The organism is Acidovorax sp. 100 (genome assembly GCF_003688355.1).
Lineage (GTDB): Bacteria > Pseudomonadota > Gammaproteobacteria > Burkholderiales > Burkholderiaceae_C > Acidovorax > Acidovorax delafieldii.
Window position 1 is genome coordinate 3708549 of record NZ_REFD01000001.1, and the last position, 23233, is coordinate 3731781.

Sequence of the window (23233 nt, forward strand, 5' to 3'; positions counted from 1 at the left end):
AGAATCGTCGGGTCAGGAGAGAGTGCTCCGTCTTGTCCTCAGGACGCGCAGCACCGCCGAAGGCGCAGGCACCCGCCGAACGCTCAGGCAAAAGGACTGACAACCGCCCGCAGCGATGCGGGCGTTCCCTTGCTGGAGAGAGATGGCCCACCGCACCGCGTGTTGAGGCCATCCACCGAAGGAGCAAACCGCACGGCCAGCCAGGGCGCTGCGGTGAATCTCTCAGGTAAAGCGGACAGCAGGGCAAATCCCGTAGCCACCTTGTGGCTGCGGCCCTCATTTGCCCCGGAGTTCCGCCATGTCAGCCACCGCCCCCCTGCTCACCACGCCCCTGAACGCCCTGCACATCGAGCTGGGCGCCCGCATGGTGCCGTTCGCCGGCTACTCCATGCCCGTGCAGTACCCCGCAGGCCTGATGGCCGAGCATGTGCACACCCGCACCGCAGCCGGCCTGTTTGACGTGTCGCACATGGGCCAGCTCAAGCTTGTCGGCGCCGACGCTGCTGCGGCGTTTGAAACCCTGGTGCCCATGGACGTGATCGACCTACCAGTGGGCAAACAGCGCTACGGCCTGCTGCTCACCGATGAGGGGACCATCATCGACGACCTGATGTTCTTCAACCAGGGCGTGGTGGATGGCGAACCCACCCTGTTTGTCATCGTCAACGGCGCCTGCAAGGTCGGCGACATTGCCCATATCCAAACCCGCATTGGCCAGCGCTGCAAGGTGGTGCCCATGCCCGACCACGCCCTGCTGGCGCTGCAGGGCCCACAGGCCGCCGTCGCCCTCACCCGCCTCGCGCCCGGCGTGGAGAAGCTGGTGTTCATGACCGGTGGAGCATTCAACATTGCTGGTTGCGACTGCTTTGTGACCCGCAGCGGCTACACCGGCGAGGACGGTTTTGAAATCTCCGTGCCCGCAGCGCAGGCCGAAACACTCGCCCGCGCCTTGCTGGCCCAGCCTGAGGTCAACCCCATCGGCCTGGGCGCTCGCAACTCGCTGCGCCTGGAGGCTGGCTTGTGCCTGTATGGCAATGACATCGACACCAGCACCACGCCATCCGAGGCCGCACTGAACTGGGCGATCCAGAAGGTCCGCCGCACCGGCGGCGCGCGTGCGGGCGGTTTCCCGGGCGCCGACAAGGTGCTGGCGCAAATCGACAACCCTGCCAGCCTTTCCGCCAAGCGCGTGGGCCTGGTGGCGCTGGAGCGTGTGCCGGTGCGCGAACACACCGAACTGCAAAGCACGGACGGCCAAAAGATTGGCGAGGTCACCAGCGGCCTGCTGGGGCCCACCGTGAACGAACCCGTGGCGATGGGGTACGTCACGCCCTCCTTTGCAGCCATCGGCACCCGCGTCAACGCCATCGTGCGCGGCAAGGTGGTGCCCATGGAAGTGCGCGCCATGCCGTTTGTTCCCGCCAACTACTACCGCGGCTGATTTCGCCAGGCGCATCGACCGGAATGCGCTCGCACCCGCTTACATTGCAGATTCCTTTACTTTTTTCCTTTGCTTGAGGAGCTTCCCATGACGATCAAATTCTCCAAAGACCACGAGTGGATCAACGCCGCTGATGCCAACGCCTCGGTGGTGGGTATCACCGTCCACGCGCAAGACGCGCTGGGCGACGTGGTGTTTGTGGACCTGCCCGAAGTGGGCAAGAGCTTTGCCCAGGGCGAAGTGGCCGGCGTCGTCGAATCCGTGAAGGCCGCCGCCGATGTGTACATGCCCGTCACCGGCGAAGTGGTGGAAGTGAACGAAGCCCTGCGCGCCGACCCGTCGCTGGCCAACAGCGACCCACTGGGCGCTGGCTGGTTCTTCAAGGTCAAGCTGGCCGACGCGAGCCAGCTCGACGCTTTGCTGGACGAAGCCACATACACCGAGTTCGCCAAGAACGCCTGATCCCTGCCGACTGAGAGGGCATGGCGCCGGGCCATGCCCGGCACGCCGCCCTGCTGGGTGCGAGCCCTCTCCCCGGCAACGCCCCCAACCCGCTGCGACCTACGAGACTGCCCCATGCTGATGCAATCCGCCACCCCCCTTGGCGCGCTTGAAAACGCCACCGAATTCCTGCCCCGCCACATCGGCATCGACGCGGCCGACGAAGCGCACATGCTGTCGGTGATCGGCGAGGCCTCGCGCCGTGCGCTCATCGAATCCATCGTGCCGCGCTCCATTGCACGCAGCCGGGGCATGGACCTGCCTGCGCCGCTCACCGAAGCGGCCGCATTGGCAGAACTCAAGGCCATCGCGGGCAAGAACCAGCTGCTCAAGAGCTTCATCGGCCAGGGCTACTACGGCACGCACACGCCTGGCGTCATCCTGCGCAACATTCTGGAGAACCCCGCCTGGTACACCGCCTACACGCCCTATCAGGCCGAAATCTCCCAAGGCCGCATGGAGGCCCTGGTCAACTTCCAGACCATGGTGTGCGACCTGACGGGCATGCCGATTGCCAACGCATCCATGCTGGACGAAGCCACTGCCGCCGCCGAGGCCATGACGCTGGCGAAGCGCTCGGTCAAGAGCAAGAGCAACGTGTTTGTGGTGGCAGGCGACGCGCACCCGCAAACCATTGAAGTCATCCAGACCCGCGCCAAGCCCCTGGGCCTGGAGGTGCGCCTGGCCAATTCGGCCGAGGAATGGAACACCCTGCTGGACGGCGATTACTTTGCCGTGCTGGCCCAGTACCCCGCCACCAGCGGCCGCATTGACGACCTGCGCGCCGACGTGGAAAAGGCGCATGCCAAGCAAGCTGCCTTCATCGTGGCGGCCGACCTGCTGGCCCTCACGCTCATCACCCCGCCCGGTGAACAAGGTGCCGACATCGTGGTGGGCACCACCCAGCGCTTTGGCATGCCCATGGGCGCCGGTGGCCCCCACGCCGCCTACATGGCCTGCCGCGACGAATACAAGCGCAGCCTGCCCGGCCGCCTGGTGGGTGTGAGCGTGGACGTGCATGGCAAACCTGCCTACCGGCTGGCGTTGCAAACCCGCGAACAGCACATCCGCCGCGAAAAGGCCACATCCAACATCTGTACGGCCCAGGTGCTGCCCGCCGTGATCGCCAGCATGTATTCGGTGTACCACGGCCCCGAAGGACTCAAGCGCATCGCACAGCGTGTGGCCAGCTATACCGCCATCCTCACGCAAGGGCTACAGCAGCTGGGTGCGCCTGTGCGTGCACAGGCCACGTTCGACACCGTAAGCCTGCACACCCAGGGCGCTACACAATCCATAGCAACCAAGGCAATCAGCCTGGGCGCCAACCTACGGATTTACTTTGAAGAGTACCTGTGTATCTCGCTGGACGAGACCACCACACGAGCCGACATCGAGCTGCTGTGGAAGATCTTCGCCAAGGACGGCCAGGCGCTGCCCACCTTCGATGCGTTTGAAAAGGGCGTGGAGCCGCTGATCCCCACCGAGCTGCGCCGCACCAGCAGCTACCTCACACACCCCGTCTTCAACACCCACCATTCCGAAACCGGCATGCTGCGCTACATCCGCCAGCTGTCCGACAAGGACCTGGCACTGGACCGCAGCATGATCCCGCTGGGCTCGTGCACCATGAAGCTCAACGCCACCAGTGAGATGATCCCCATCACCTGGCCCGAGTTTGCCAACGTGCACCCCTTCGCCCCCGCTGACCAGCAACAGGGCTACAAGCAGCTGGACGAGCAACTGCGCGCCTGGCTGTGCCAGGCCACGGGCTATGCAGGCATCAGCCTGCAACCCAACGCAGGCTCGCAAGGTGAATATGCCGGCCTGCTGGCCATCAAGGGCTACCACGAATCGCGTGGCGAAGGCCACCGCAACATCTGCCTGATCCCCAGCAGTGCACACGGCACCAACCCCGCCAGTGCCCAGATGGTGGGCATGCAAGTGGTGGTGACCGCCTGCGATGCCAACGGCAACGTGGACCTGGTGGACCTGAAAGCCAAGTGCGAACAGCACAGCGCCAACCTGGCCGCCGTGATGATCACCTACCCCAGCACGCACGGCGTGTTCGAGACCAGCGTCAAAGAGCTGTGCGCCCTGGTGCACAGCCACGGCGGCCGTGTGTACGTGGACGGTGCCAACATGAACGCCCTGGTGGGCGTGGCGGCCCCCGGCGAGTTCGGCGGTGATGTGAGCCACCTGAACCTGCACAAGACCTTCTGCATTCCCCACGGCGGTGGCGGCCCCGGCGTGGGCCCCGTGTGCGTGGTGCAGGACCTGGTGCCCTTCCTGCCGGGCCATGCCACGGCGGGCGTACCTAGTGGCGTGGGTGCGGTCAGCGCCGCGCCGCTGGGCAACGCAGCCGTGCTGCCCATCAGCTGGATGTACATCCGCATGATGGGCGCCGAAGGCCTGCAGGCTGCTACCGAGACCGCCATCCTGAGCGCCAACTACATCAGCGCGCGCCTCAAGGATCACTACCCCACGCTGTACGCGAGCGAGAACGGCCATGTGGCACACGAGTGCATCCTGGACCTGCGCAGCCTGAAGGACACCAGCGGCGTGATGGCCGAAGACGTGGCCAAGCGCCTGATTGACTACGGCTTCCACGCGCCCACGCTGAGCTTCCCGGTGCCCAACACGCTGATGGTGGAACCTACCGAGAGCGAGACCCTGTCAGAGCTGGACCGATTCGTCGACGCGATGATCGCCATCCGCGAAGAGATCCGCGAGATCGAAGCAGGCAAGCTGCCGCAGGACAACAACCCGCTCAAGAACGCCCCGCACACCGCAGAAAGCCTGCTGAGCGGCGATTGGAACCGCCCCTACACCCGCGAGGCAGCTGCCTACCCCGTGGCTGCGCTGCGCAGCAACAAATACTGGTCGCCAGTGGGCCGCGTGGACAACGTGTGGGGTGACCGCAACCTGAGCTGCAGCTGCATCCCGGTGAGCGACTACGCCTGACCCTGCAGCCAAGGCCACGGCTGCATCGTCTGCCGCCACAGCCATTGCTCTTGCAAGCCCTGGAGCCCGCTCGCCCAGGGCTTTTTTCGTTGGGGGCCCGTACAGGCAGGTGCAGGAACACGCATAAGATCGCGGGCTGCGTTGTGATTCACCCTTTTAGGAGCCTCCTTTGCGAAACCTCTTGTGCCTTCTGCTCGCCACCGCCGTGATGGCTCCCGCCGCCATGGCCCAGAACTCCAAACCCGTCACCACGGCCAGCGGCCTGGTCTATGAATCGCTCAAAGACGGCACGGGCGAATCGCCCAAGGCCACCGACACGGTCAAGGTGCATTACAAGGGCACGTTCCTCGACGGCAAGGAGTTCGACAGCTCCTACAAGCGCGGCGAACCCACCTCGTTCCCACTCAATGGCGTGATCCCTTGCTGGACCGAAGGCGTGCAGCGCATGAAGCCGGGCGGCAAGGCCAAGCTGACTTGTCCCCCCGGCATTGCCTACGGTGCCCGGGGTGCAGGTGGCGTCATTCCCCCTAACGCCACGCTGAATTTCGAGATCGAGCTGATCTCCGTGGGCCGCTGACCCCATGCTGCTGAAGGTCGGTGACCTCGCGCGGCGCACCGGCCTCACGGTGCGCACATTGCACCACTATGACGAGGTGGGGCTGCTCAAGCCCTCGGGCCGGTCAGACGCGGGGTACCGCCTGTACAGCCAGGCCGACGTGCAGCGGCTGCATGGCATCCAGACCATGCGCCAGATGGGCCTGGCGCTCAGCGACATTGCCGAGCTGCTGGCGGGCGAAGGGGTGGCACCCCAGCGCATCATCGGCCAGCAGATCCGGGCGCTGGACCAGCAGATCACGCAGGCCACAGAACTGCGCGGGCGCCTGACCATGCTGCGCGACGGCCTCATGGCGGGTGCTGAGCCCGACATGGGCAACTGGCTCGAGGCGCTGGCGCTGATGACCACCTACGGCAAATACTTCAGCACCACCGAACTCAAGCAGATCTTCACCAACTGGAGCCTGATCGAGGCCGACTGGCTCGTTGTCAAAGACCTGGTGCGCAGCGCCATGGACCGCCAGCTACCTCCCGATGCGCCCGAGGTGCAGGCACTGGCCTACCGCTGGATGGCGCTGATGCTGCACTGGATGGGGGGGGACCTGGACCTGCTGGACCGCTGGGGCCACATGTTTCGCACCGAGCCCAGCGCGCAGGGGCGCAACCACGCACCGCCCGGCGACATGATCGAATACGTGGAAACCGCCATCAAGCTGCGGCTGGCGCTGCTGGAGAAGTACCTGACCCGCGACGACCTGCGCACGCTGGGCCATGTGCCGCACACCGCGTGGGCGGCACTGGAACGTGACGTACAACAGTTGCTGGACCGCCAAATCCCCACGAACCACACCGACGCAGCGGCTGCGGCCCTGCGCTGGAACACGCTGTTCGACCAGCTGACCCGCGGCGATGCGCAATTGCGCCAGAAGCTGCTCACAGCGTCGGCCAACGAGCCGCTGCTGCAGGCGGGCTCGCCGCTGAGCGCGCCCGTGCGCGCCTACCTGCAGGCGGCGCTCGCGCTGGCCACACCCTCTCCCGCCATGGCTGCGACAGTCGCTGCGCGCCGCTGAGACACTCACACCGTCTGCAAAAAAACCACTGGAAAGTGCTTGACCCTCACGCAACGTGAGGCCCCACAGTCGGTCCCCATGAATGGATCGACACCCTCTTCCAGCCCCTCCGCCCCCACCCGGCGGTTGCACGCCCTGGACAACCTGCGCGCCACCATGATGTGGCTGGGCATCGTGCTGCATGTCTCGGTGCTCTACATGAGCCGGCCATCGCCCCTGCCTTGGCACGACGACCGGTCCAGCCCGCTGGCGGACCTGCTGGTGGCGGTGATCCATGCCTTTCGCATGCCCTTGTTTTTTATCCTCGCCGGGTTCTTTGTAGCGGCGCTGGTCCAACGCCAGGGGCTGGCTGGCATGGTGCGCAACCGCCTGCGCCGTCTCGGTCTGCCTTTTGCGCTGTTATGGCCGCCGCTGTTCGTGGCCTGTGCGCTGCTCGGGCTGATGTTCCTGCACCGCATGGCCTATGGCACCTGGGGTGTAGACCGCAGCCTGCTGCCCCGAGGCCCCAACGTGCCCCAGGGCCCAGCCACCATGCACCTGTGGTTCTTGTGGATGCTGCTGTGGCTGGCGCTGCTGACGCCCGTGGCATGGAGGGCGGTACGCGCATTGCCCGCAGGGCTGCAGCAGGCCCTGCAACGCGGTGCCCTCTGGCTCGGCGGCACACCTGCGGGCCTGCTGATGCTCACGCTGCCCCTGGCGTGGATTGGCGCGGGCTACGACCACGGCATCGTCACGCCCAGCGGGTCCTTCCTGCCACCAATGGCGGAATGGATACACAACGGGCTGTTCTACGGCTTTGGCCTGTGCCTGCACGTGCACCGCAAGGCACTGATGGCGCACTACGAACGGCACTGGCCTGCGCTGGCCGGCTTGGGGCTGGTGGGCTTTCTGGTCACTGCACTGCTCTCGGAAGTGCTGGCTCAGCCCGAGGTATCGGCCTTTGTGCTGGTGCTGGTCACCGGGGCGTTTACCGACCTGCTGGCCGCGCCCGTATCGGCCACGCGCCACCTGCAGTTCTGGATGGCACTGGCCTACAACAGCGCGTCGTGGCTCTGGAGCTTTGCGCTGATCGGGCTGTTTCTGCGCCATGTCGGCCAGCCCCGCGCCTGGCTGGCCTACCTGGCTGACAGCTCGTACTGGGTGTACCTGGTGCACCTGCCACTCACGATGGGCCTGGGTGCGCTGCTGTACGGCCTGCCCGTTCCAGCCCTGGCCAAGATGCTGATCAATGTGCTGGCCACAACCGCCCTGTGCCTGGCCAGTTACCACCTTTGCTTGCGTTTTACCGCAGTGGGCCGCTTGCTCACGGGGCGCACGCACACCCGTCATTCTTTGGGAGACCTCGTTCATGCGACCTGACACCTCACCCCGTCCTGCCCACCCACCCGGCGCAGGCCCTGCAATCCCACCCGCAGACCCGCGCGCCGCGCTGCTGCAGGACCCCAACTTCCGCTGGATGATTGGCGGCTCGGCCCTGTCCATGCTGGGCGACCAGTTCACGTTGATCGCACTGCCCTGGCTGGTGCTGCAGATGACCGGCGACACGCTGGTGCTGGGCACTGTGCTGGCCCTCATCAGCGTGCCGCGCGCCTTGTTCATCCTGATCGGCGGCGCGCTGGTAGACCGCCATTCGCCCAAGCAGGTGCTGATGATCACCAAATACGTCAACCTGGTGCTGCTGGCCGCGCTGGCGGGGCTGGTGTTTGCGGGCACGCTGTCGTTGTGGATGGTGTACGCGCTGTCGCTGGGCATTGGGCTCGCCACGGCCTTCAGCATTCCGGCGGGCACGGCCATGATGCCGTCGGTGGTGGCACGCCCCCAGCTGCAGGCCGCCAACGGCATCAGCCTCGGCCTGCGGCAGCTGACCATGTTCCTGGGGCCCTTGCTCGCGGGGCTGTTGATTGCACTGTTTGGCGCCGGTGGCGCAGCCCACACCGCTGCGGATGCGCCAGCACACGCCAACGCCACTGGCATCGGCATCGCCTTCGCGCTGGATGCGCTGAGCTTCACCGTGTCGGCCTGGACGCTGTCCAAGGTGCAGACGCGTGCGGGCCTTGCGGACCTTTCTGCCCCCACGGCCGCGCCACAGGCGGTGCTCGCTTCGGTGGCGCAGGGCCTCGGTCACTTCTGGCGTGACAGCGAGCTGCGCACCTGCTTTTTGTACTGGAGCGCCATTGCCCTGTTCATCATGGGACCCATCCACATCGCCATTCCGGTGCTGGCCAGCAGCAGCCCGCAGCTCGGTGCCGCCGCCTTCGGCATCATCGTGGGCGCCCACGGCGCGGGCACGCTGCTGGGCATGGTGGTGTCGGGCATGGTGCCCCGGCTGCGGTTCGGCAGCCTGGGCATGACCATTCTTGCGTTCGACGCCATCATTGGCGCGCTGTTCATGCCGCTGGGTCTGATCACCGCCGTGTGGCAAGGCGCGGTGCTGATGCTGGTCATCGGACTGCTCGGCGGCTTCATGCAGGTGAGCGTGTTCACCTGGATCCAGCACCGGGTCCCCCCAGCCCTGCTGGGCCGCGCGATGAGCCTGTTCATGTTCATCTTCATGGGCCTGGCGCCGATCTCTGCCGCTGTGACGGGCTGGGTGATGAAGAGCATCACGCTCACCCAGCTGTTCGCGGCCAGCGGCGGAACGCTGGTGGTGCTGGCGGCACTGGCCTTTGTGCTCACACCCATGCGCCGCGTGACGGATGCAGCGCCCGCCACACGCTGAGGCTCCCCACGCAAAAAAGGCTGGACCACTGTCCAGCCTTTTTTGTGCCTGAGGAGGAGATCCTCAGACTTCGGTCACGAACTGCTCGCGGGGGCGGCGCACCTTCTTCAGGTTCACCAGCCAGTCGCCTTCGTCGGCGCGGTAGCCCAGCGGCAAGATGGCGACGCTGCGCAGGCCGCGCGCACGCAGGCCCAGGATTTCATCCAGCGCGTTGGGATCGAAGCCTTCCATGGGCGTCGAGTCCACTTCTTCAAAGGCCGCAGCGATCAGGGCTGCGCTCATGCCGATGTAGGCCTGGCGGGCTGCGTGCTGGAAGTTCACTTCGGCATCGCGCTGGGGGTAGCTGCTGAGCAGCATCTGGCGGTAGTTTTCCCAGCCTTCGTTCTTGAAGCCACGCTGGTCATTGGTCAGGTCGAACATCATGTTGATGCGGTCGGCCGTGTAGTTGTCCCATGCCGCAAACACCAGCAGGTGCGAGCCGTCGGTGATCTGGGCCTGGTTCCAGGCAATGGGCTGGATCTTGGCGCGCACAGCGGGGTCGGTCACCACGATGATCTCGAACGGCTGCAGGCCGCTGGAGGTAGGCGCCAGGCGGGCGGCTTCAAGAATGCGCTCCACCTTCTCTTGCGGCACCTTCTTGGCGGGGTTCATCTTCTTGGCGGCGTAGCGCCATTGCAGCTTGTTCAGCAGGGGTTGGGCGAGAGTGGTGTCTGTGGTCATGGCAGCGTCCTGAAAGAAGTTGTGGATCAAGGGATGTATCGATGGTGGAACTGTAGGCACCCCACGGTGGTTCGGTAAGCCCTGCCAAAGAAACGGATTGTTCGCAATTCATCAACAATCGACCCACAAGCGCTTTGCAACCGCGCTCTGAGGGTGCAGCCGCCATTGCGTGGTGCCAGATGGGCAGGCGTACACTTGAGAAAGCCTGGGCGAGCGCCCGGGCACGCACCCGGCTGACCGCGCCCCTTCATGAGTGAACCCGACCTGTCTTTTCTGGACCCTGCAGGCCGCCAGCCCGCAGCCGCAGAGCACATGCCTCGCCCACCTGTCCCCCACTCCCGCACGCCCGGCGCTTCGGCGGAGGGCCTGGTGGCCGAGCTGCGCGCCTACCAGGCCGAGCTGGAAAACCAGAACAAGGTGCTGCGCTACAGCCAGGCCGTGGCCGAGAGCGCGTACGAACGCTTCGAAACCCTGTTTGCCAGCGTGCCGCTGGCCCTCATGGTGGTGGACGACCACGACATGGTGGTGCAGGCCAACTCCATGGCGCACCGCTCTTTCCAGCCCACCGAGCGCGACCGGCCCCTGACCGCGCTGATGCCCTTTGTGTGCCCGCAAGATGCTGTGCGCGTGCGCGAAGCCTTTGCCCAGGCGCAGGACCTGGGGCACAGCGAGGTCAAGGAGGTGGTGTTCACCATCAGCAATGCCACGCGCATCACCGGCGACCTGCACATTGCCCACATCGATGCACCGCAGACCAGCGGCCCACCGCTGTCGCAGTTTTTGTGCGCGGTGATCGACCAAGGCCCGCTGCTGGCCGAGCGCCAGGCCTTGCAGCACAGTGCCGAGACCCTGCAGCAGCGCAATGAGCAGATCCGCGCCAGCGAAAAGCGGCTGGAGGCCGTCATCAACTCCGCACTGGACGCCATCATCTGCGTGGACCAGCACCAGCGCATCACCGTCTTCAACCCCACGGCGGCCGCGCTGTTCCAGTGCAGCGCCAGCGACGCGCTGGGCAGCACGCTCGACCGTTTTTTGCCCGACGCTGCACAGGCGCTGGCATTTGCCCAGCTCACCACGCAGGCCCTGCTGGGCGAGATGACGGCCCTCACCGCCAGCGGCAAGGAGCTGGCCGTGGAGGTGAGCGTGTCGTTCGAGCGCCATGCCGACGGGGAAACCACCACCGTGTTTGCCCGCGACCTCACCGGCCGCAAGAAGGCCGAGGCGCACCGCAACGAGCTGGAGGCCCAGCTGCGCGAGTCGCACAAGATGCAGGCCGTGGGCACCATGGCCGGGGGCATCGCGCACGACTTCAACAACATCCTGGGCGCCATTCTGGGCAATGTGGAGCTGGCCAAGGCCGACTGCACCACCCACGCGCCCGGCTCGCCCGTGCTGGAGAGCCTGCTGGAGATCGACAAGGCCGGCCGCCGCGCGCGCGACCTGGTGCGCCAGATCCTCACCTTCAGCCGCAACGAGCCCCCGCAGCGCTCGGCCGTGTCGCTGGCCGAGGTGGTGCACGACACCGAGCGCCTGCTGCGCGTGACCTTGCCTCCGGCCATCGAGCTGCACATGCAACTGCAGGCGGGCCTGCCGCCCGTGCTGGCCGATGCCACGCAGGTCGAGCAGGCCCTGCTCAACCTGTGCACCAACGCCGTCCATGCCATTGGTACCGAGCGCGGCAGCATCCATGTGGAGGCCGCCACCGTGCAGCCCGACCAGCGCCTGACCGAGCGCCTGGGCCTCGCGCCCATCGACTACGTGGCCCTGACAGTGCGCGACACCGGCCCCGGCATGGACGCTGCCACACTGGAGCGCATCTTCGAGCCCTTCTTCACCACCAAGCCCGTGGGCCAGGGCACCGGCCTGGGCCTGGCGGTGGTGCATGGCGTGATGCGCACACACGAAGGCGGGGTGGATGTGCAAAGCGCGCCGGGCCAGGGCAGCCGATTCACGCTGTACTTTCCGGTCGCCACCGATGCGACTGCTGGTGCGCAGCCCAGCCCCGCCGCGCAGGCCGTGCCACTGGCCGCCGCAACGTCTGCACCGGAGCCTGCCGAACCACCCGGCGGTGCGCCTGGCAAGAAGCACCACGTGATGTACGTGGACGACGACCAGGCCCTGGTCTTCCTGGTGCAGCGCCTGCTGCGCCGCCGGGGCTACGAGGTGAGCGGCTATACCGACCCGCACGAGGCCACGGCTGCGTTGCGGGCAGCACCGCAGGCCTATGACCTGCTGGTCACCGACTACAACATGCCCGGCTTCTGTGGCGTGGACCTGGTGCGTGAGGCCCGCCTCATCCGCCCCGACCTGCCCGTGGCCCTGGCCTCGGGTTACGTCACGGCCGAGATCGAACAGGCGGCGCTGGCCGAAGGCGCGCAAGCCTTGATCCACAAACCCAATGACGTGGAAGAACTTTGCGCCACCGTGCAGCGGCTGATCGTGGGCCATGACCCTGCCTGAACCCGTGGCAGATGGCGTACAGGCGCTGCACGAAGACGACGACCTGCTGGTGCTGTGCAAACCCTCCGGGCTGCTGTGTGTGCCCGGCCGGGGCCCCGACAAGCAAGACTGCCTGAGCGCCCGCGCGCAGCAGCGCTGGCCCGGCGCGCTCATCGTGCACCGGCTGGACCAGGCGACCTCGGGCCTGGTGCTCATGGCGCGCCACATCGACGCACAGCGGCGTCTGGGCCACGCGTTTGCCGAGCGCCAGGTGCACAAGCGCTACCAGGCGGTGGTGCAAGGGCTGCTGGGCACAGCGGGCGGCGACTGGAGCGAGATCGACCTGCCCATTGCTGCCGACTGGGAGCGCCGCCCGCTGCGCGTCATCGACCACGCCGTCGGCAAACCCAGCCTGACCCACTGGCGCGCACTGGCGCAAGACGCTACGGCTCAGACCACGCGCATCGAGCTGGAGCCGATCACCGGCCGCACCCACCAGCTGCGCGTGCACCTGGCCGCCATCGGCCACGCCATCCTGGGCGACGGACTGTATGCCGATGCCGCCACGCAGGCACAGGCCCCGCGCCTGCTGCTGCATGCCAGTCACCTGGCCTTTGCGCACCCCACCACCGGGGAGCAGGTAGCGCTGGAGTGGGCGGCCGATTTCTAGCCAAATGGCCCGACAGCGCTAGTGGAACATGCACCAACCGCTATCCATTCAATAGCAAAAAGTAGTTGCTGATCAGCGCCCGCCCGGCGGCACGGCGCGCGACATGGCCCACTGCACGGCCAGGATGCTGGCCAGCACCACCAGCATGCCCACCAGCGATACCCCCGTCATGGCCTGCCCCAGCAGCGCCCAGCCCAGCAGTACCGCCGTGACCGGGCTCAGCAGCCCCAGCGACGACACCGCCACCGACGGCAGGCGCGCAATGCCACGGAACCACAGCGCATAGGCCACCAGCGCGCCTGCCAGGCTGAGGTACAGATAACCCGCGATGTGGGTGGGGGTGAGTGCGGGCAAAGGCGGGTCCACCGCCCAGACCACCGGCGCCAGCATCACGCCGCCTGCCAACAGCTGCCAGCCGGTAAACGCCAGCACCGGCAAGTCAGACCGCCAGCGCCGCGACCAGAACGTGCCCGCCGCCATGCACAGCGTGCCCACCAGCGCGGCAGCCACGCCCACCATGTCCCAGCGCGCACCGGGTGACAGCAGCAGCGCCGCCATGCCCAGCACACCCAGCGCCCCGGCCGCCAGCGCCAGTGCGGGCGGGCGCCGGTGGTCCAGTGCCCAGGTCAGGCCCATCACCACCAGCGGGCCCACGGCACCCACCACCGCAGCCACGCCACCGGGCAACCGGTAGGCCGCCACAAACAGCAGCGCCTGGAACACACCAATGTTCAGCGCCGCCAGCACCATCAGGCGCCGCCACCCCACCCAGTCGCCCCAGGCCGGCCAGCGGCGGCACCACAGCACCAGCAGCAAGCCCGCGGGCAAGGTGCGCAGCAGTGCGGCGGTGAAGGGCCGGTCGGGCGGCAGCAGCTCGGTGGTGACGATGTAGGTCGAGCCCCAGATGACCGGTCCGAGCGCTGTGGTGAGCGCATCCAGCCAGGTTGAGGAACTTGCAGAAGCACGTGAAGCAGCCATATATTTATCTTCAAATCAAGAAAAAAACTCTACCATACAATCTCGAGTTCAAGACAAATCAACCACCACAAGCCCATGGCCACCCCACGCCAACCCGACGCCGTCGACGCCATCCTGGCCCAGTGGAAGCGCGAGCGCCCCGACCTGGACGCGAGCCCCATGGGCCCCATCGGGCGCATCAAGCGCTGCGCCGCGCTGCTGGAGCGGCGGCTGGATGAAACCTTTGCCGAATTCGGCCTGAGCCGCTGGGAGTTCGACATGCTGGCCACGCTGCGCCGCAGTGGCGCGCCCTACTGCCTGGCGCCGACCACGCTGTTCTCCACGCTCATGGTCACGTCGGGCACCATGACGCACCGCATGGCCAAGCTCGAAGCCCAGGGCTGGATCGAGCGCCTGCCCAACCCGGCCGATGCCCGCAGCTCGCTCGTGCAGCTCACGCCCCAAGGGTTGGAGCTGATCGACCGCGCCGTGGAAGCCCATGTGGCCAACGAACACCGCATCCTTTCCGATCTCAAGGCGGCCGATCTGGCCGCGCTGGATGCGCGGCTGGCCCTGCTGCTGTCCGCTTTGGAGTCACGCAGAGGCCAGTGAAGACACCCGGCCCTTTGTACTGCGCAGTAACATGGCGGGATGCCTCAAAACCACCTCTACATCCTTACCGGCGCATCGCGCGGCATGGGCCTTGCCATGGCCCAGCAGCTCTTGCGCAGCGGCAATACCCTGATCTGCATCGCCCGCAGCGCCAACGATGACCTGACCGCCGAGGCCCGGGCCGCAGGCGTCGCCATCGAACAGTGGCAGCAAGACCTGTCGCAGGGCGAGCAGGCGGCCCACAAGCTGCAAGCCTGGCTGCAGGCCCAAGGCCCGCAGGCGTTTGCCAGCGCCACCCTCATCAACAACGCGGGCATGATCCCGCGCATCGCCCCGCTGTCGGCCAGCGACGCGGAAGACCTGGCCACCGCCCTGCGCGTGGGGCTGGAGGCGCCCATGCAGCTCACTGCTGCTTTCCTGGGCGCGACGGACACCTGGACCGTGCCACGCAAGGTGCTCAACATCTCCTCAGGCCTCGGCCGCCGGGCCATGGCCTCGCAGGCGGCGTACTGCGCCGCCAAGGCGGGCATGGACCATTTCACCCGCTGCGTGGCGCTGGACGAGGCCATCAAGCCCCATGGGGCCAAGGTATGCTCATTGGCGCCCGGTGTGATCGACACCGACATGCAGGTCCAGCTGCGCGGCGCCGACCCGGCTGCCTTCCCGGACCGCCAGAATTTCGCCAACCTCAAGACGGGTGGCCAGCTCACATCGCCTTCCGACGCCGCCACCCGCGTGCTCGCCTGGCTGGAGCGCGCAGACTTCGGCACCAACCCGGTGGCCGATGTGCGCGAGGCGTGAGCCCATTTACTCCTACTTTGATAGCTGCAACCGCATGATTCACTAGCGCTTGCAGCCGTTTTGACCTGAATTTCTCTGAAAGGACCTCCCCATGACCCGTGAAGTCGTCGTCGTCAGCGCAGTGCGCACCGCCATTGGCACCTTTGGTGGCAGCCTCAAGGACGTGCCCCCCACCGAACTGGGCGCACTCGTCGTGCGCGAATCGCTTGCCCGAGCCAACGTGGAAGGCAAGGACGTGGGCCACGTGGTGTTCGGCCATGTGGTCAACACCGAGCCCAAGGACATGTACCTGTCGCGCGTGGCAGCCATCCACGGTGGCTGCGGCGAAGGCACGCCCGCCTACAACGTCAACCGCCTGTGCGGCTCGGGCCTGCAGGCCATCGTCAATGCCAGCCAGTCCATCCTGCTGGGGGACACCGACGTGGCCATTGGCGCCGGTGCCGAGAACATGAGCCGCGTGCCCTTTGCCAGCCTGAACATGCGCTGGGGCGCCCGCATGGGCGACACCAAGATGGTGGACATGATGATCGGCGCGCTGCACGACCCCTTCCACAACATCCACATGGGTGTGACGGCCGAAAACATCGCCGCCAAGTGGGGCATCAGCCGCGAAGATCAGGACAAGCTGGCGGTCGAGAGCCACAACCGCGCCGAGCGCGCCACGCAGGCCGGTGTGTTCAAGGACCAGATCGTGCCCGTCACCCTGAAGAGCAAGAAGGGCGACGTGTTGTACGCCACCGACGAGCACTTCCGCCCCGGCGCCACGATGGACGACCTGGCCAAGCTCAAGCCCGTTTTCATCAAAGAAAACGGCACAGTCACTGCTGGCAACGCCTCCGGCATCAACGACGCCGCCGCCGCCGTGGTGCTGATGGAAGCCGGTGCCGCCAAGGCCCGTGGCGCCAAGCCCCTGGCCCGCCTGGTGGCCTACGCCCACGCGGGCGTAGACCCCAAGTACATGGGCATTGGCCCCGTGCCCGCCACGCAGCTGGCGCTGAAGAAAGCGGGCCTCACCGTCAACGACCTGGACGTGATCGAGGCCAACGAGGCTTTTGCCGCCCAGGCCTGCGCCGTGACCAAGGACCTGGGCCTGGACCCGGCCAAGGTCAACCCCAACGGCTCGGGCATCTCGCTGGGTCACCCCATCGGCGCCACCGGTGCTCTCATCACCGTCAAGGCCATCCATGAGCTGCAACGCATCCAGGGCCGCTATGCGCTGGTGACGATGTGCATTGGCGGCGGCCAGGGCATTGCGGCGATTTTTGAGCGCCTCTGACCTGCACGCGGGTGCGCACACTGCCATCGCCACCCGCGATGCTGCCACCTACTATTGGCAATGCGAGCGCCACAGTCGATCAGCGATCATTGGCGCCCGCTGCCCCAGATCAGCCGGGCAACCGCAGCCGCACCCAGCGGCCTGGCGGCGACCCGCACACCACTGAACCGACGGAGACACCTCTCACCATGATGCGCACCCTGCTTTCCTTCACCGCCCTCGCCTTCGCGCTGGGCTCCACGGCCTACGCCCAGGCGCCTGCGCCCGCTGCGGCATACCCCGCAAAGCCCATCCGCCTTATCGTGCCCTTCCCGCCCGGCGGCGGCACCGACATCCTGTCGCGCCTGGTGGCCACCAAGCTCACTGAAAGCGCCAAATGGACCGTGGTGGCCGACAACCGCGCCGGCGCAGGCGGCACCATCGGCATTGGCGAGGCCGTCAAGGCTGCGCCCACGGGCTATGACCTGGTCATGGGCCAGAAAGACAACCTGGTGATCGGCCCCTGGCTGTATAAAAACCTGCCCTGGGACCCCACCAAGGACCTGACCGCCGTGGCCCATGTGGCCTATACGCCCGTGGTCATTGCCACCAGCGCGAACTCCAAGTTCAAGACGCTGGCCGACGTGGTGGCTGCTGCCAAGGCAGCGCCCGGCACCATCACCTATGGGTCGCCCGGCAACGGCACCTCGATCCATCTGGCAGGCGACCTGTTCGAAAAGGCTGCGGGCATCAAGCTCAGCCACATCCCTTACAAGGGCTCCAACCCTGCGCTGATGGATGCGCTGTCGGGCAACGTGGACCTGCTCATGTCCTCGGTGCCATCGGCCATGGCCCAGATCAAGTCGGGCAAGCTGCGCCCGCTGGCCGTGACATCGGCCAAGCGCAGCTCGTCCATGCCCGAAGTACCCACCGTGTCCGAGTCGGGCTTCAAGGACTTTGATGTGAGCACCTGGTACGGCGTGTTTGCGCCCGCAGGTACACCGGCCACCGTGGTGAACGTCGTCAACGCAGAAATCAACAAGCTGCTGGCCACCCCCGAGATGAAGGCCGCCATCCACGCCCAGGGTGCCGAGCCGGAGGCCATGTCTTCCGCTCAGTTCAACACCCTGCTCAAGACCGACTACGCCAAGTGGAAGGGCATTGTGGAAGCCTCGGGCGCAAAGATTGAGTGACCCCCTGAGGCGCTTTGCGCCTTCCCCCTGAGGGGGACGCACCCGGTGGACTGGCCTGGAGAGCGCCTGGTCCACGAACAACGGACAGCGGGTGATGCGCGACATCATCGAGAACTGAAATAAAAAACGGCTCCTTTCGGAGCCGTTCTTCATGGGGGAGCGTGTTCAGTCCCGCACAACCAGCACGGGGATGTGCACCACACCCAGCACACGCTGTGTGACGCTGCCCAGCACCAGCTTTTCCAGGCCGCGGCGGCCATGGGAGCCCATCACGATGAGGTCGGCGCCGGAGCCTTCCAGCGCGCGCAGGATGCCGTCGTGCACCGCATGCCCCTCGCCCACCACGGTGGTGACCTGCACACCCGCATCGGCCATGGCCTTCTTGGTGGCATCCAGCGCGGCATTGGCCTCGGCCGTGGCGGCGCTGATGTATTGCGCCTGGCCGTAAGCAAAGTCGGCGCCAACGCCGGTGAAGGGATAGGGGTCGATCACGTACACCGCCGTGACGGCGCTGCCAAAGGTCTTGGCCAGGCCTGCGGCCTTGGACACGGCCAGCATCGAGGTCTTGGAACCATCGACAGGAACCAGAATGTGCTTGAACATGGTGCTTCTCCTTGGGTTGAATGGTGTGACGGGCTTGTGGCCCCACAGTGACCAGTGTGAACGCCTACCATACCGCGCATCTTGATTCGCATCAAATCGGATGCACTCCGGCTGCGACGCTCAGGCGCCCGACGGCGCCAGCCCCACCACGTCCGCGCCCTGGAAGTTCCCACGGCGGCAGGTCACCACCAGGGTGTCGCGGTAGCCTCCGTCCTTGAGCGGCTGGATGGGCGTGGACTCGTGGATCATGCGCGCGTCGTCCAGCAACAGCAGCGACCAGGGCTGCGTCAGGGTAAAGCGCTGCCCGGCAGGGCCGTTGGCCTCAAACACCCGCGTCTCGCCACCCTTGACGCCCTCGCGCCCCACCAGAAACACCGCCACCAGATCCACCCCGTCGCGGTGGGCACCTTCGGGTGTGGGGCGGCCAATGCCGTCGGTGGTGTCGATGCGGAACTGGTGCGCCTCTACAAACCAGGGCACCGGTGCCTGCGGCCTGGCAAACACGGCGTCCGACACGCCCGCCAGCGCGGCCAGCAATTGCTGCCACACGGGCTGCGCCACGGTGGCGGGCTCCATGGGGGCAAACCAGCGCTCCATGCCGCCGTGCAGCGCGTTGTACTCCACGGGCTGCCAGTGGGCACGGTGCGGCACCTGCTCCATCCGGCCCTCCTGCAGCACAAAGCAGGCGTGGCGACGGCGGCGGTAGCGGCCACCGTCCTTCAGGAATTCATCGGGCGGCAAGGCTGCCCAGTCGCTGTTGAGGGCCAGCAGCGCCGACAGGTCACAGCCAACCCACTCGGCAACGGCCTCAGGGCTGAGCACGGCAAAGCCGCTGCTTTGCAGCTGGCTGGCGACGTCAGCCGGTGTAGTAAAAGGGGGAGAAAAGGAGACTTGGGCCATAGAGGCCCGAGCTTAACCGCAGCCGCCACCACGGGTTCTGCGATGGCGCAAACAGGGTGGGTGCAGTGTGGGGGCCGCATCCGGATCCACGCAACCGGCCAGCCCCCGTGGTCGCAAGCCGCTCAGTCCCGGTTGCCATGGCCCTTGCCACGGCCTTCACCCTTGCCATGCCCGCGGTCATGGTCACGGTCGTGTTTGCCGCCGCGTCCACGGTCGTCATCCCAGCGATGGTCATCGCGCCCGCGCGGACCCTGGTACGGGTTGCCACGGCGTGGGGGCGGCTCCTGCACAAAGTACACCGGCTGGCTGCAGGCGTTGTAGCGAGCGCAGTGTTTGCCCCAGTTCTTGGCGTGGCCGGGCGGCACATACAGGTAAATGGGCGCACGCGGCACCACCACAGCAGGGCGCTGGATGATGACCGGCTCTGCGTAAATCAGCGGCGGTGGCGGTGCATTGCCAATGTTGATGCGGCCATACACGCCGGGTGCCAGTTCGCCCCCCACGGTGGCATTGACGTAGGCCTGCGCATGCGCGCCGCCCGCCAGGCCGAGGAGCGCGGCCGCAGCCGCACCCGAAACAAGAAGACGGATCGTGGGAAACATGGTGTTTTTCATGGAAAGCTCCTGCTGACTGCCACGCCGTGCACACAAACAGTGCGTGCACAGGGAGGGCGGCCCCGTGTGAGTCACAAGGCTTCCTGTACCTTACACCTTTCAGACGCTACAAAATGTCAGCCAATGGCGACAGTTGTTGGCGCGAGATGAGGTACCGCAAGGCCTTGGCTGCCGGCGCCCAAGCCCGATATACGTCCACCGGCATCACGACGCCGTTGCACTGGCAGCCGCCTGCAGCAGTGCTTCCGCCGGCCCGGGGCGCCCGAACAGGTAGCCCTGCCAGGTGTGGCAGCCCAGCCCAGCCAGCATGTCGCGTTGCTCCTGGGTTTCGACCCCCTCGGCAATCACCCCCAGGTCCAGGCTCTGGGCCAGGGTCACGATGGTGCGGGCAATGCTGGCGTCATTGGCGTCGGTGAGCAGGTCGCGCACAAAGCTTTGGTCGATCTTGAGCTGGTCCAGTGGCAAGCGCTTGAGGTAGCTCAGGCTCGAATAACCCGTGCCAAAGTCGTCCAGCGAGAAGCCCAGGCCCGACGCACGCAGGGTGTCCATGCGCTGGATGGTGTCCTCCACATCGTCCAGCAGCAGGGTCTCGGTTAACTCCAGCTTCAGCCGGTGCGGGTTGGCGCCGGTTTCTTCCAGCACGCCCAGCACTTCGTCCACAAAGTGGCTGTGGCGGAACTGCCGTGCGCTCACGTTCACGGCCAAGGTCCAGTGGGCAGTCTGCGGGTCGCGGGCCCACTCCACCAATTGCAGGCAGGCCGTGCGCAGAATCCACACGCCCAGCGGCACGATGAGGCCCGAGGCTTCGGCCACTGGAATGAACTCGGCGGGCGACACCAGCCCGCGCTGCGGATGCTGCCAGCGCACCAACGCCTCGGCGCCCACAATGCCGCGCTGCTGGTGAATCTGCGCCTGGTAATGCAGCAAGAATTGCCCCTCGCGCAGCCCGTCGCGCAAGCCCGCCTCCAGCAGCGTGCGCGCGGTCACGTTGGCCTGGGTGCGCGGGTCAAAGAACCGCAAGGTGTTGCGGCCTGCGCCCTTGGCCTGGTACATGGCCATGTCGCCGTGCTTGAGCAATTCGTCCACCGAGCCACGTGCATCGGCATACAGCGCAATACCTATGCTGCAAGAACTGTGGTGTGAATGGCCGTCGAGCTGGTAGCTCTGGCTGAGAGCCTGCAGCACCGTGCGCCCCACTGTTTCGGCCTGGGCGGCCGCTTCGTGCGCCTGCGGGCTGAGCCCCTCCAGCAGCACCACAAATTCGTCCCCACCCAAACGCGCGACGGTGTCGCCCATGCGCACGCAGCCCCCCAGGCGTGCGGCGACCTGGCGCAACAGCTGGTCGCCCAGCTCGTGGCCCTGGGTGTCGTTCAGGTCCTTGAAGTTGTCCAGATCCACAAACAGCAACGCACCGCCCGCGCCTGAGCGTGCGCTGGCGGCCAGGCTGTGTTGCAGGCGGTCATTCATCAACCGACGGTTGGGCAGGCCCGTGAGCGGGTCGTAGAAGGCCAGCAGGCGAATTTCTTCTTCGGCAGCCTTGCGGCTGGAGATGTCCGTCTGCGTGCCCACGTAATGGGTGATCTCGCCGCGTGGCGAACGCACGGTGGTGATGGTGATCCAGGCCGGATATTCGGTGCCGTCCTTGCGCCGGTTCCATACCTCGCCCTGCCACATGCCGCTGGAGTGCAAGGTGTTCTTCATGGCCGCGTAAAAAGACGCGTCCTGGCGGCCCGAGTGCAGCAGGCGCGGTGTCTGGCCCACCAGCTCGTCCACCGTGTAGCCGGTCAGCCGCGCGTAGGCCTGGTTGGCTTTGAGGATCCTCTGGTCGGGCCCTGTCACGATCATGCCCTCGAACGACTCAAACACCGTGGCAGCAATCTGCAGCGATTCTTCGGCCTTGCTGCGCTCGGTGATGTCGGTCGAGATGCCACACAGCGCATAAATGCTGCCATCCGCGTGGCGCAGCGGAATCTTGATCGACAAAAACGCGCGTGTCTCGCCCGTGGCGGCGGGCGTGTTCACCTCCTCCGCCTCCAGCGTCTCGCCGTCCTCCAGCACCCTGCGGTCATTGGCTCGCAGCCTTTGCGCCGTGGCTGAGTCGAAAAACGCCGCATCGTCATGGCCCAATACCTCGTGCGCCGGCCTGCCAAAGTAATGCAGCGTGTGGTGGTTGGCGTACTGGTAACGGTAGTCCTTGCCCTTGATGTAGATGAACGCGCCAACACTGTCCAAAATGGTGGTGAGCTTTTGCTCGCTGTCCCGCAAGTGGCGCGTACGTTCTTGGACCTGGCGACGCAAGATCGCAACCATCAACGCAGCCAGCAAGCTGAACGCCACCAAGCCCGCAAGCCCCCGCCACACCCAGGGGGAAATCTGCACGCCAGGGTCTTGCCCGCCCCAGTGGCGCATCACCTGGGCATAGGCCGGGTCGGCGCCACTGCGCCAGTTCTCGACGGATCGGTCAATGGCCGCCAACACATCTGCATTGCGACCGGGGCCGGTCGCAAAGAACAGCGTAGCGGGCTGGAACACAATGCCCGTGTCCACCACGCCATAGCGGGCCGAATGGAAATTGCCGAACAGATGGTTGGAGATGACCGCATCGGCCTCGCCACGCTGCACCATGGCAAACGCATCTATCAGACTGGGCGCATCCACCAAAGTCACCTGGATGCCAAAGCTGTCCACCATGTTCAGGAATGTGGACCGCTGCACGGAGCCCTTGAGCACCGCGACCCGCTTGCCCTGCAGGTCAAACAACGAGTAGATGGGCGCGCCTGATGTCCGGTAGATCTGCGACCAGCTGTGCAGCACTGGCAGGCGGTGAAAGTCATACAGGATCTCGCGCTCGGGCGAGCGTGCCACGTCGGGCATCAGGTCGAGCCGGCCCTCGCGCAGCGCATCCAGGCAGTCCTGCCAGCTGCAGGGCACATATTTGATGGTCCACTGCTCGCGCGCAGCCACCAATTGCAGCAGATCCACAAAAATGCCTGCGGCCTTGCCGTCGGCATCCACAAACACCTTGGGTTCGTTCGAGTACACGCCCACACGCAGCTCGCGGGGCGCCGCAGCAATGCTGGCGCTGGCCGTCAATACGGCCGCCCACACAATGCCTTTGAGCCACGCGGCACAGCGCCGCACCAGCCAGTTCACGCCAGGTTTCACACCGGACCCCCCAGGTGATGGAGAAACCATGTTAACGAATGCTTGCAAAAACCT

Annotated in this window: 19 protein-coding genes and 2 riboswitches; of the genes, 13 read left to right on the forward strand and 6 right to left on the reverse strand. The window is 66.2% G+C overall.

From position 1 onward, the window contains the following. Nucleotides 1–3: 3 nt before the first annotated feature. Nucleotides 4–109, forward strand: a riboswitch (glycine riboswitch). 13 nt (nt 110–122) lie between these two features. After that, nucleotides 123–249, forward strand: a riboswitch (glycine riboswitch). Between the two features lie 49 nt (nt 250–298). From gcvT to C8C96_RS17145, 7 genes are all read left to right on the forward strand, one after another. After that, nucleotides 299–1441, forward strand: a complete 1143-nt coding sequence (gcvT, locus tag C8C96_RS17115; RefSeq protein ID WP_121943071.1) for a glycine cleavage system aminomethyltransferase GcvT — start codon at nt 299–301, stop codon at nt 1439–1441. A gap of 87 nt (nt 1442–1528) precedes the next feature. Continuing rightward, nucleotides 1529–1903, forward strand: coding sequence for a glycine cleavage system protein GcvH (gene gcvH, locus C8C96_RS17120; protein ID WP_056067689.1), 375 nt, complete (start codon nt 1529–1531; stop codon nt 1901–1903). 114 nt (nt 1904–2017) lie between these two features. Beyond that, nucleotides 2018–4906 (forward strand): aminomethyl-transferring glycine dehydrogenase, encoded by a 2889-nt coding sequence (gene gcvP, locus C8C96_RS17125; RefSeq protein ID WP_121943072.1) that lies wholly within the window; start codon nt 2018–2020, stop codon nt 4904–4906. Between the two features lie 169 nt (nt 4907–5075). Further along, nucleotides 5076–5483, forward strand: coding sequence for an FKBP-type peptidyl-prolyl cis-trans isomerase (locus tag C8C96_RS17130; RefSeq protein WP_121943073.1), 408 nt, complete (start codon nt 5076–5078; stop codon nt 5481–5483). A 4-nt stretch (nt 5484–5487) separates the two neighbouring features. Then, nucleotides 5488–6531, forward strand: coding sequence for a MerR family transcriptional regulator (locus C8C96_RS17135; RefSeq protein ID WP_121943074.1), 1044 nt, complete (start codon nt 5488–5490; stop codon nt 6529–6531). 78 nt (nt 6532–6609) lie between these two features. Further along, the gene (locus C8C96_RS17140; protein ID WP_121943075.1) at nt 6610–7890 is read left to right on the forward strand and encodes an acyltransferase family protein; all 1281 of its coding nucleotides are present in this window, start codon (nt 6610–6612) and stop codon (nt 7888–7890) included. Next, nucleotides 7880–9250: an MFS transporter gene (locus C8C96_RS17145; protein WP_255424912.1), complete on the forward strand. Its 1371-nt coding sequence runs from the start codon at nt 7880–7882 to the stop codon at nt 9248–9250. Before C8C96_RS17140 ends, C8C96_RS17145 begins: the two co-directional genes overlap by 11 nt. 63 nt (nt 9251–9313) lie before the next feature. On the opposite strand, the gene C8C96_RS17150 is transcribed toward C8C96_RS17145, so the two are convergent. Continuing rightward, nucleotides 9314–9970 (reverse strand): NAD(P)H-dependent oxidoreductase, encoded by a 657-nt coding sequence (locus tag C8C96_RS17150; protein ID WP_056067837.1) that lies wholly within the window; start codon nt 9968–9970, stop codon nt 9314–9316. 249 nt (nt 9971–10219) lie between these two features. On the opposite strand from C8C96_RS17150, the gene C8C96_RS17155 reads away from it, so the two are divergent. Both C8C96_RS17155 and C8C96_RS17160 read left to right on the forward strand, forming a co-directional pair. Next, a complete protein-coding gene (locus tag C8C96_RS17155; RefSeq protein ID WP_121943076.1) occupies nt 10220–12430 on the forward strand; it encodes an ATP-binding protein in 2211 nt (736 codons plus the stop codon). Continuing rightward, on the forward strand, nt 12417–13079 hold the full coding sequence (locus tag C8C96_RS17160; protein ID WP_121943077.1) for an RluA family pseudouridine synthase: 663 nt from the start codon (nt 12417–12419) through the stop codon (nt 13077–13079). Before C8C96_RS17155 ends, C8C96_RS17160 begins: the two co-directional genes overlap by 14 nt. A 72-nt stretch (nt 13080–13151) precedes the next feature. Here the strand turns inward: C8C96_RS17160 and C8C96_RS17165 are convergent, their stop codons facing one another. Beyond that, a complete protein-coding gene (locus C8C96_RS17165) occupies nt 13152–14057 on the reverse strand; it encodes an EamA family transporter (protein ID WP_121943078.1) in 906 nt (301 codons plus the stop codon). Nucleotides 14058–14132: 75 nt separating this feature from the next. Between C8C96_RS17165 and C8C96_RS17170 the strand changes: the two genes are divergently transcribed. From C8C96_RS17170 to C8C96_RS17185, 4 genes are all read left to right on the forward strand, one after another. Then, the gene (locus tag C8C96_RS17170; RefSeq protein WP_056746174.1) at nt 14133–14648 is read left to right on the forward strand and encodes a MarR family winged helix-turn-helix transcriptional regulator; all 516 of its coding nucleotides are present in this window, start codon (nt 14133–14135) and stop codon (nt 14646–14648) included. Between the two features lie 39 nt (nt 14649–14687). Further along, nucleotides 14688–15449: an SDR family NAD(P)-dependent oxidoreductase gene (locus C8C96_RS17175; RefSeq protein ID WP_121943079.1), complete on the forward strand. Its 762-nt coding sequence runs from the start codon at nt 14688–14690 to the stop codon at nt 15447–15449. Nucleotides 15450–15540: 91 nt separating this feature from the next. Next, entirely contained in the window at nt 15541–16725 is a 1185-nt protein-coding gene (gene bktB, locus C8C96_RS17180; protein ID WP_121943080.1) for a beta-ketothiolase BktB, read from the forward strand. Between the two features lie 188 nt (nt 16726–16913). Next, nucleotides 16914–17897 (forward strand): tripartite tricarboxylate transporter substrate binding protein, encoded by a 984-nt coding sequence (locus tag C8C96_RS17185; protein ID WP_121943081.1) that lies wholly within the window; start codon nt 16914–16916, stop codon nt 17895–17897. A gap of 165 nt (nt 17898–18062) precedes the next feature. On the opposite strand, the gene C8C96_RS17190 is transcribed toward C8C96_RS17185, so the two are convergent. The 4 genes from C8C96_RS17190 to C8C96_RS25360 form a co-directional block, all read right to left on the reverse strand. After that, the gene (locus tag C8C96_RS17190; RefSeq protein ID WP_121943082.1) at nt 18063–18500 is read right to left on the reverse strand and encodes a universal stress protein; all 438 of its coding nucleotides are present in this window, start codon (nt 18498–18500) and stop codon (nt 18063–18065) included. A gap of 120 nt (nt 18501–18620) precedes the next feature. Continuing rightward, complete coding sequence (locus tag C8C96_RS17195; RefSeq protein ID WP_121943083.1) at nt 18621–19400, reverse strand: 2OG-Fe dioxygenase family protein; 780 nt, start codon at nt 19398–19400, stop codon at nt 18621–18623. A gap of 122 nt (nt 19401–19522) precedes the next feature. Beyond that, the gene (locus C8C96_RS17200; protein ID WP_056067657.1) at nt 19523–20014 is read right to left on the reverse strand and encodes a hypothetical protein; all 492 of its coding nucleotides are present in this window, start codon (nt 20012–20014) and stop codon (nt 19523–19525) included. A gap of 204 nt (nt 20015–20218) precedes the next feature. Continuing rightward, nucleotides 20219–23209 (reverse strand): EAL domain-containing protein, encoded by a 2991-nt coding sequence (locus C8C96_RS25360; RefSeq protein WP_121943084.1) that lies wholly within the window; start codon nt 23207–23209, stop codon nt 20219–20221. Nucleotides 23210–23233: the final 24 nt, after the last annotated feature.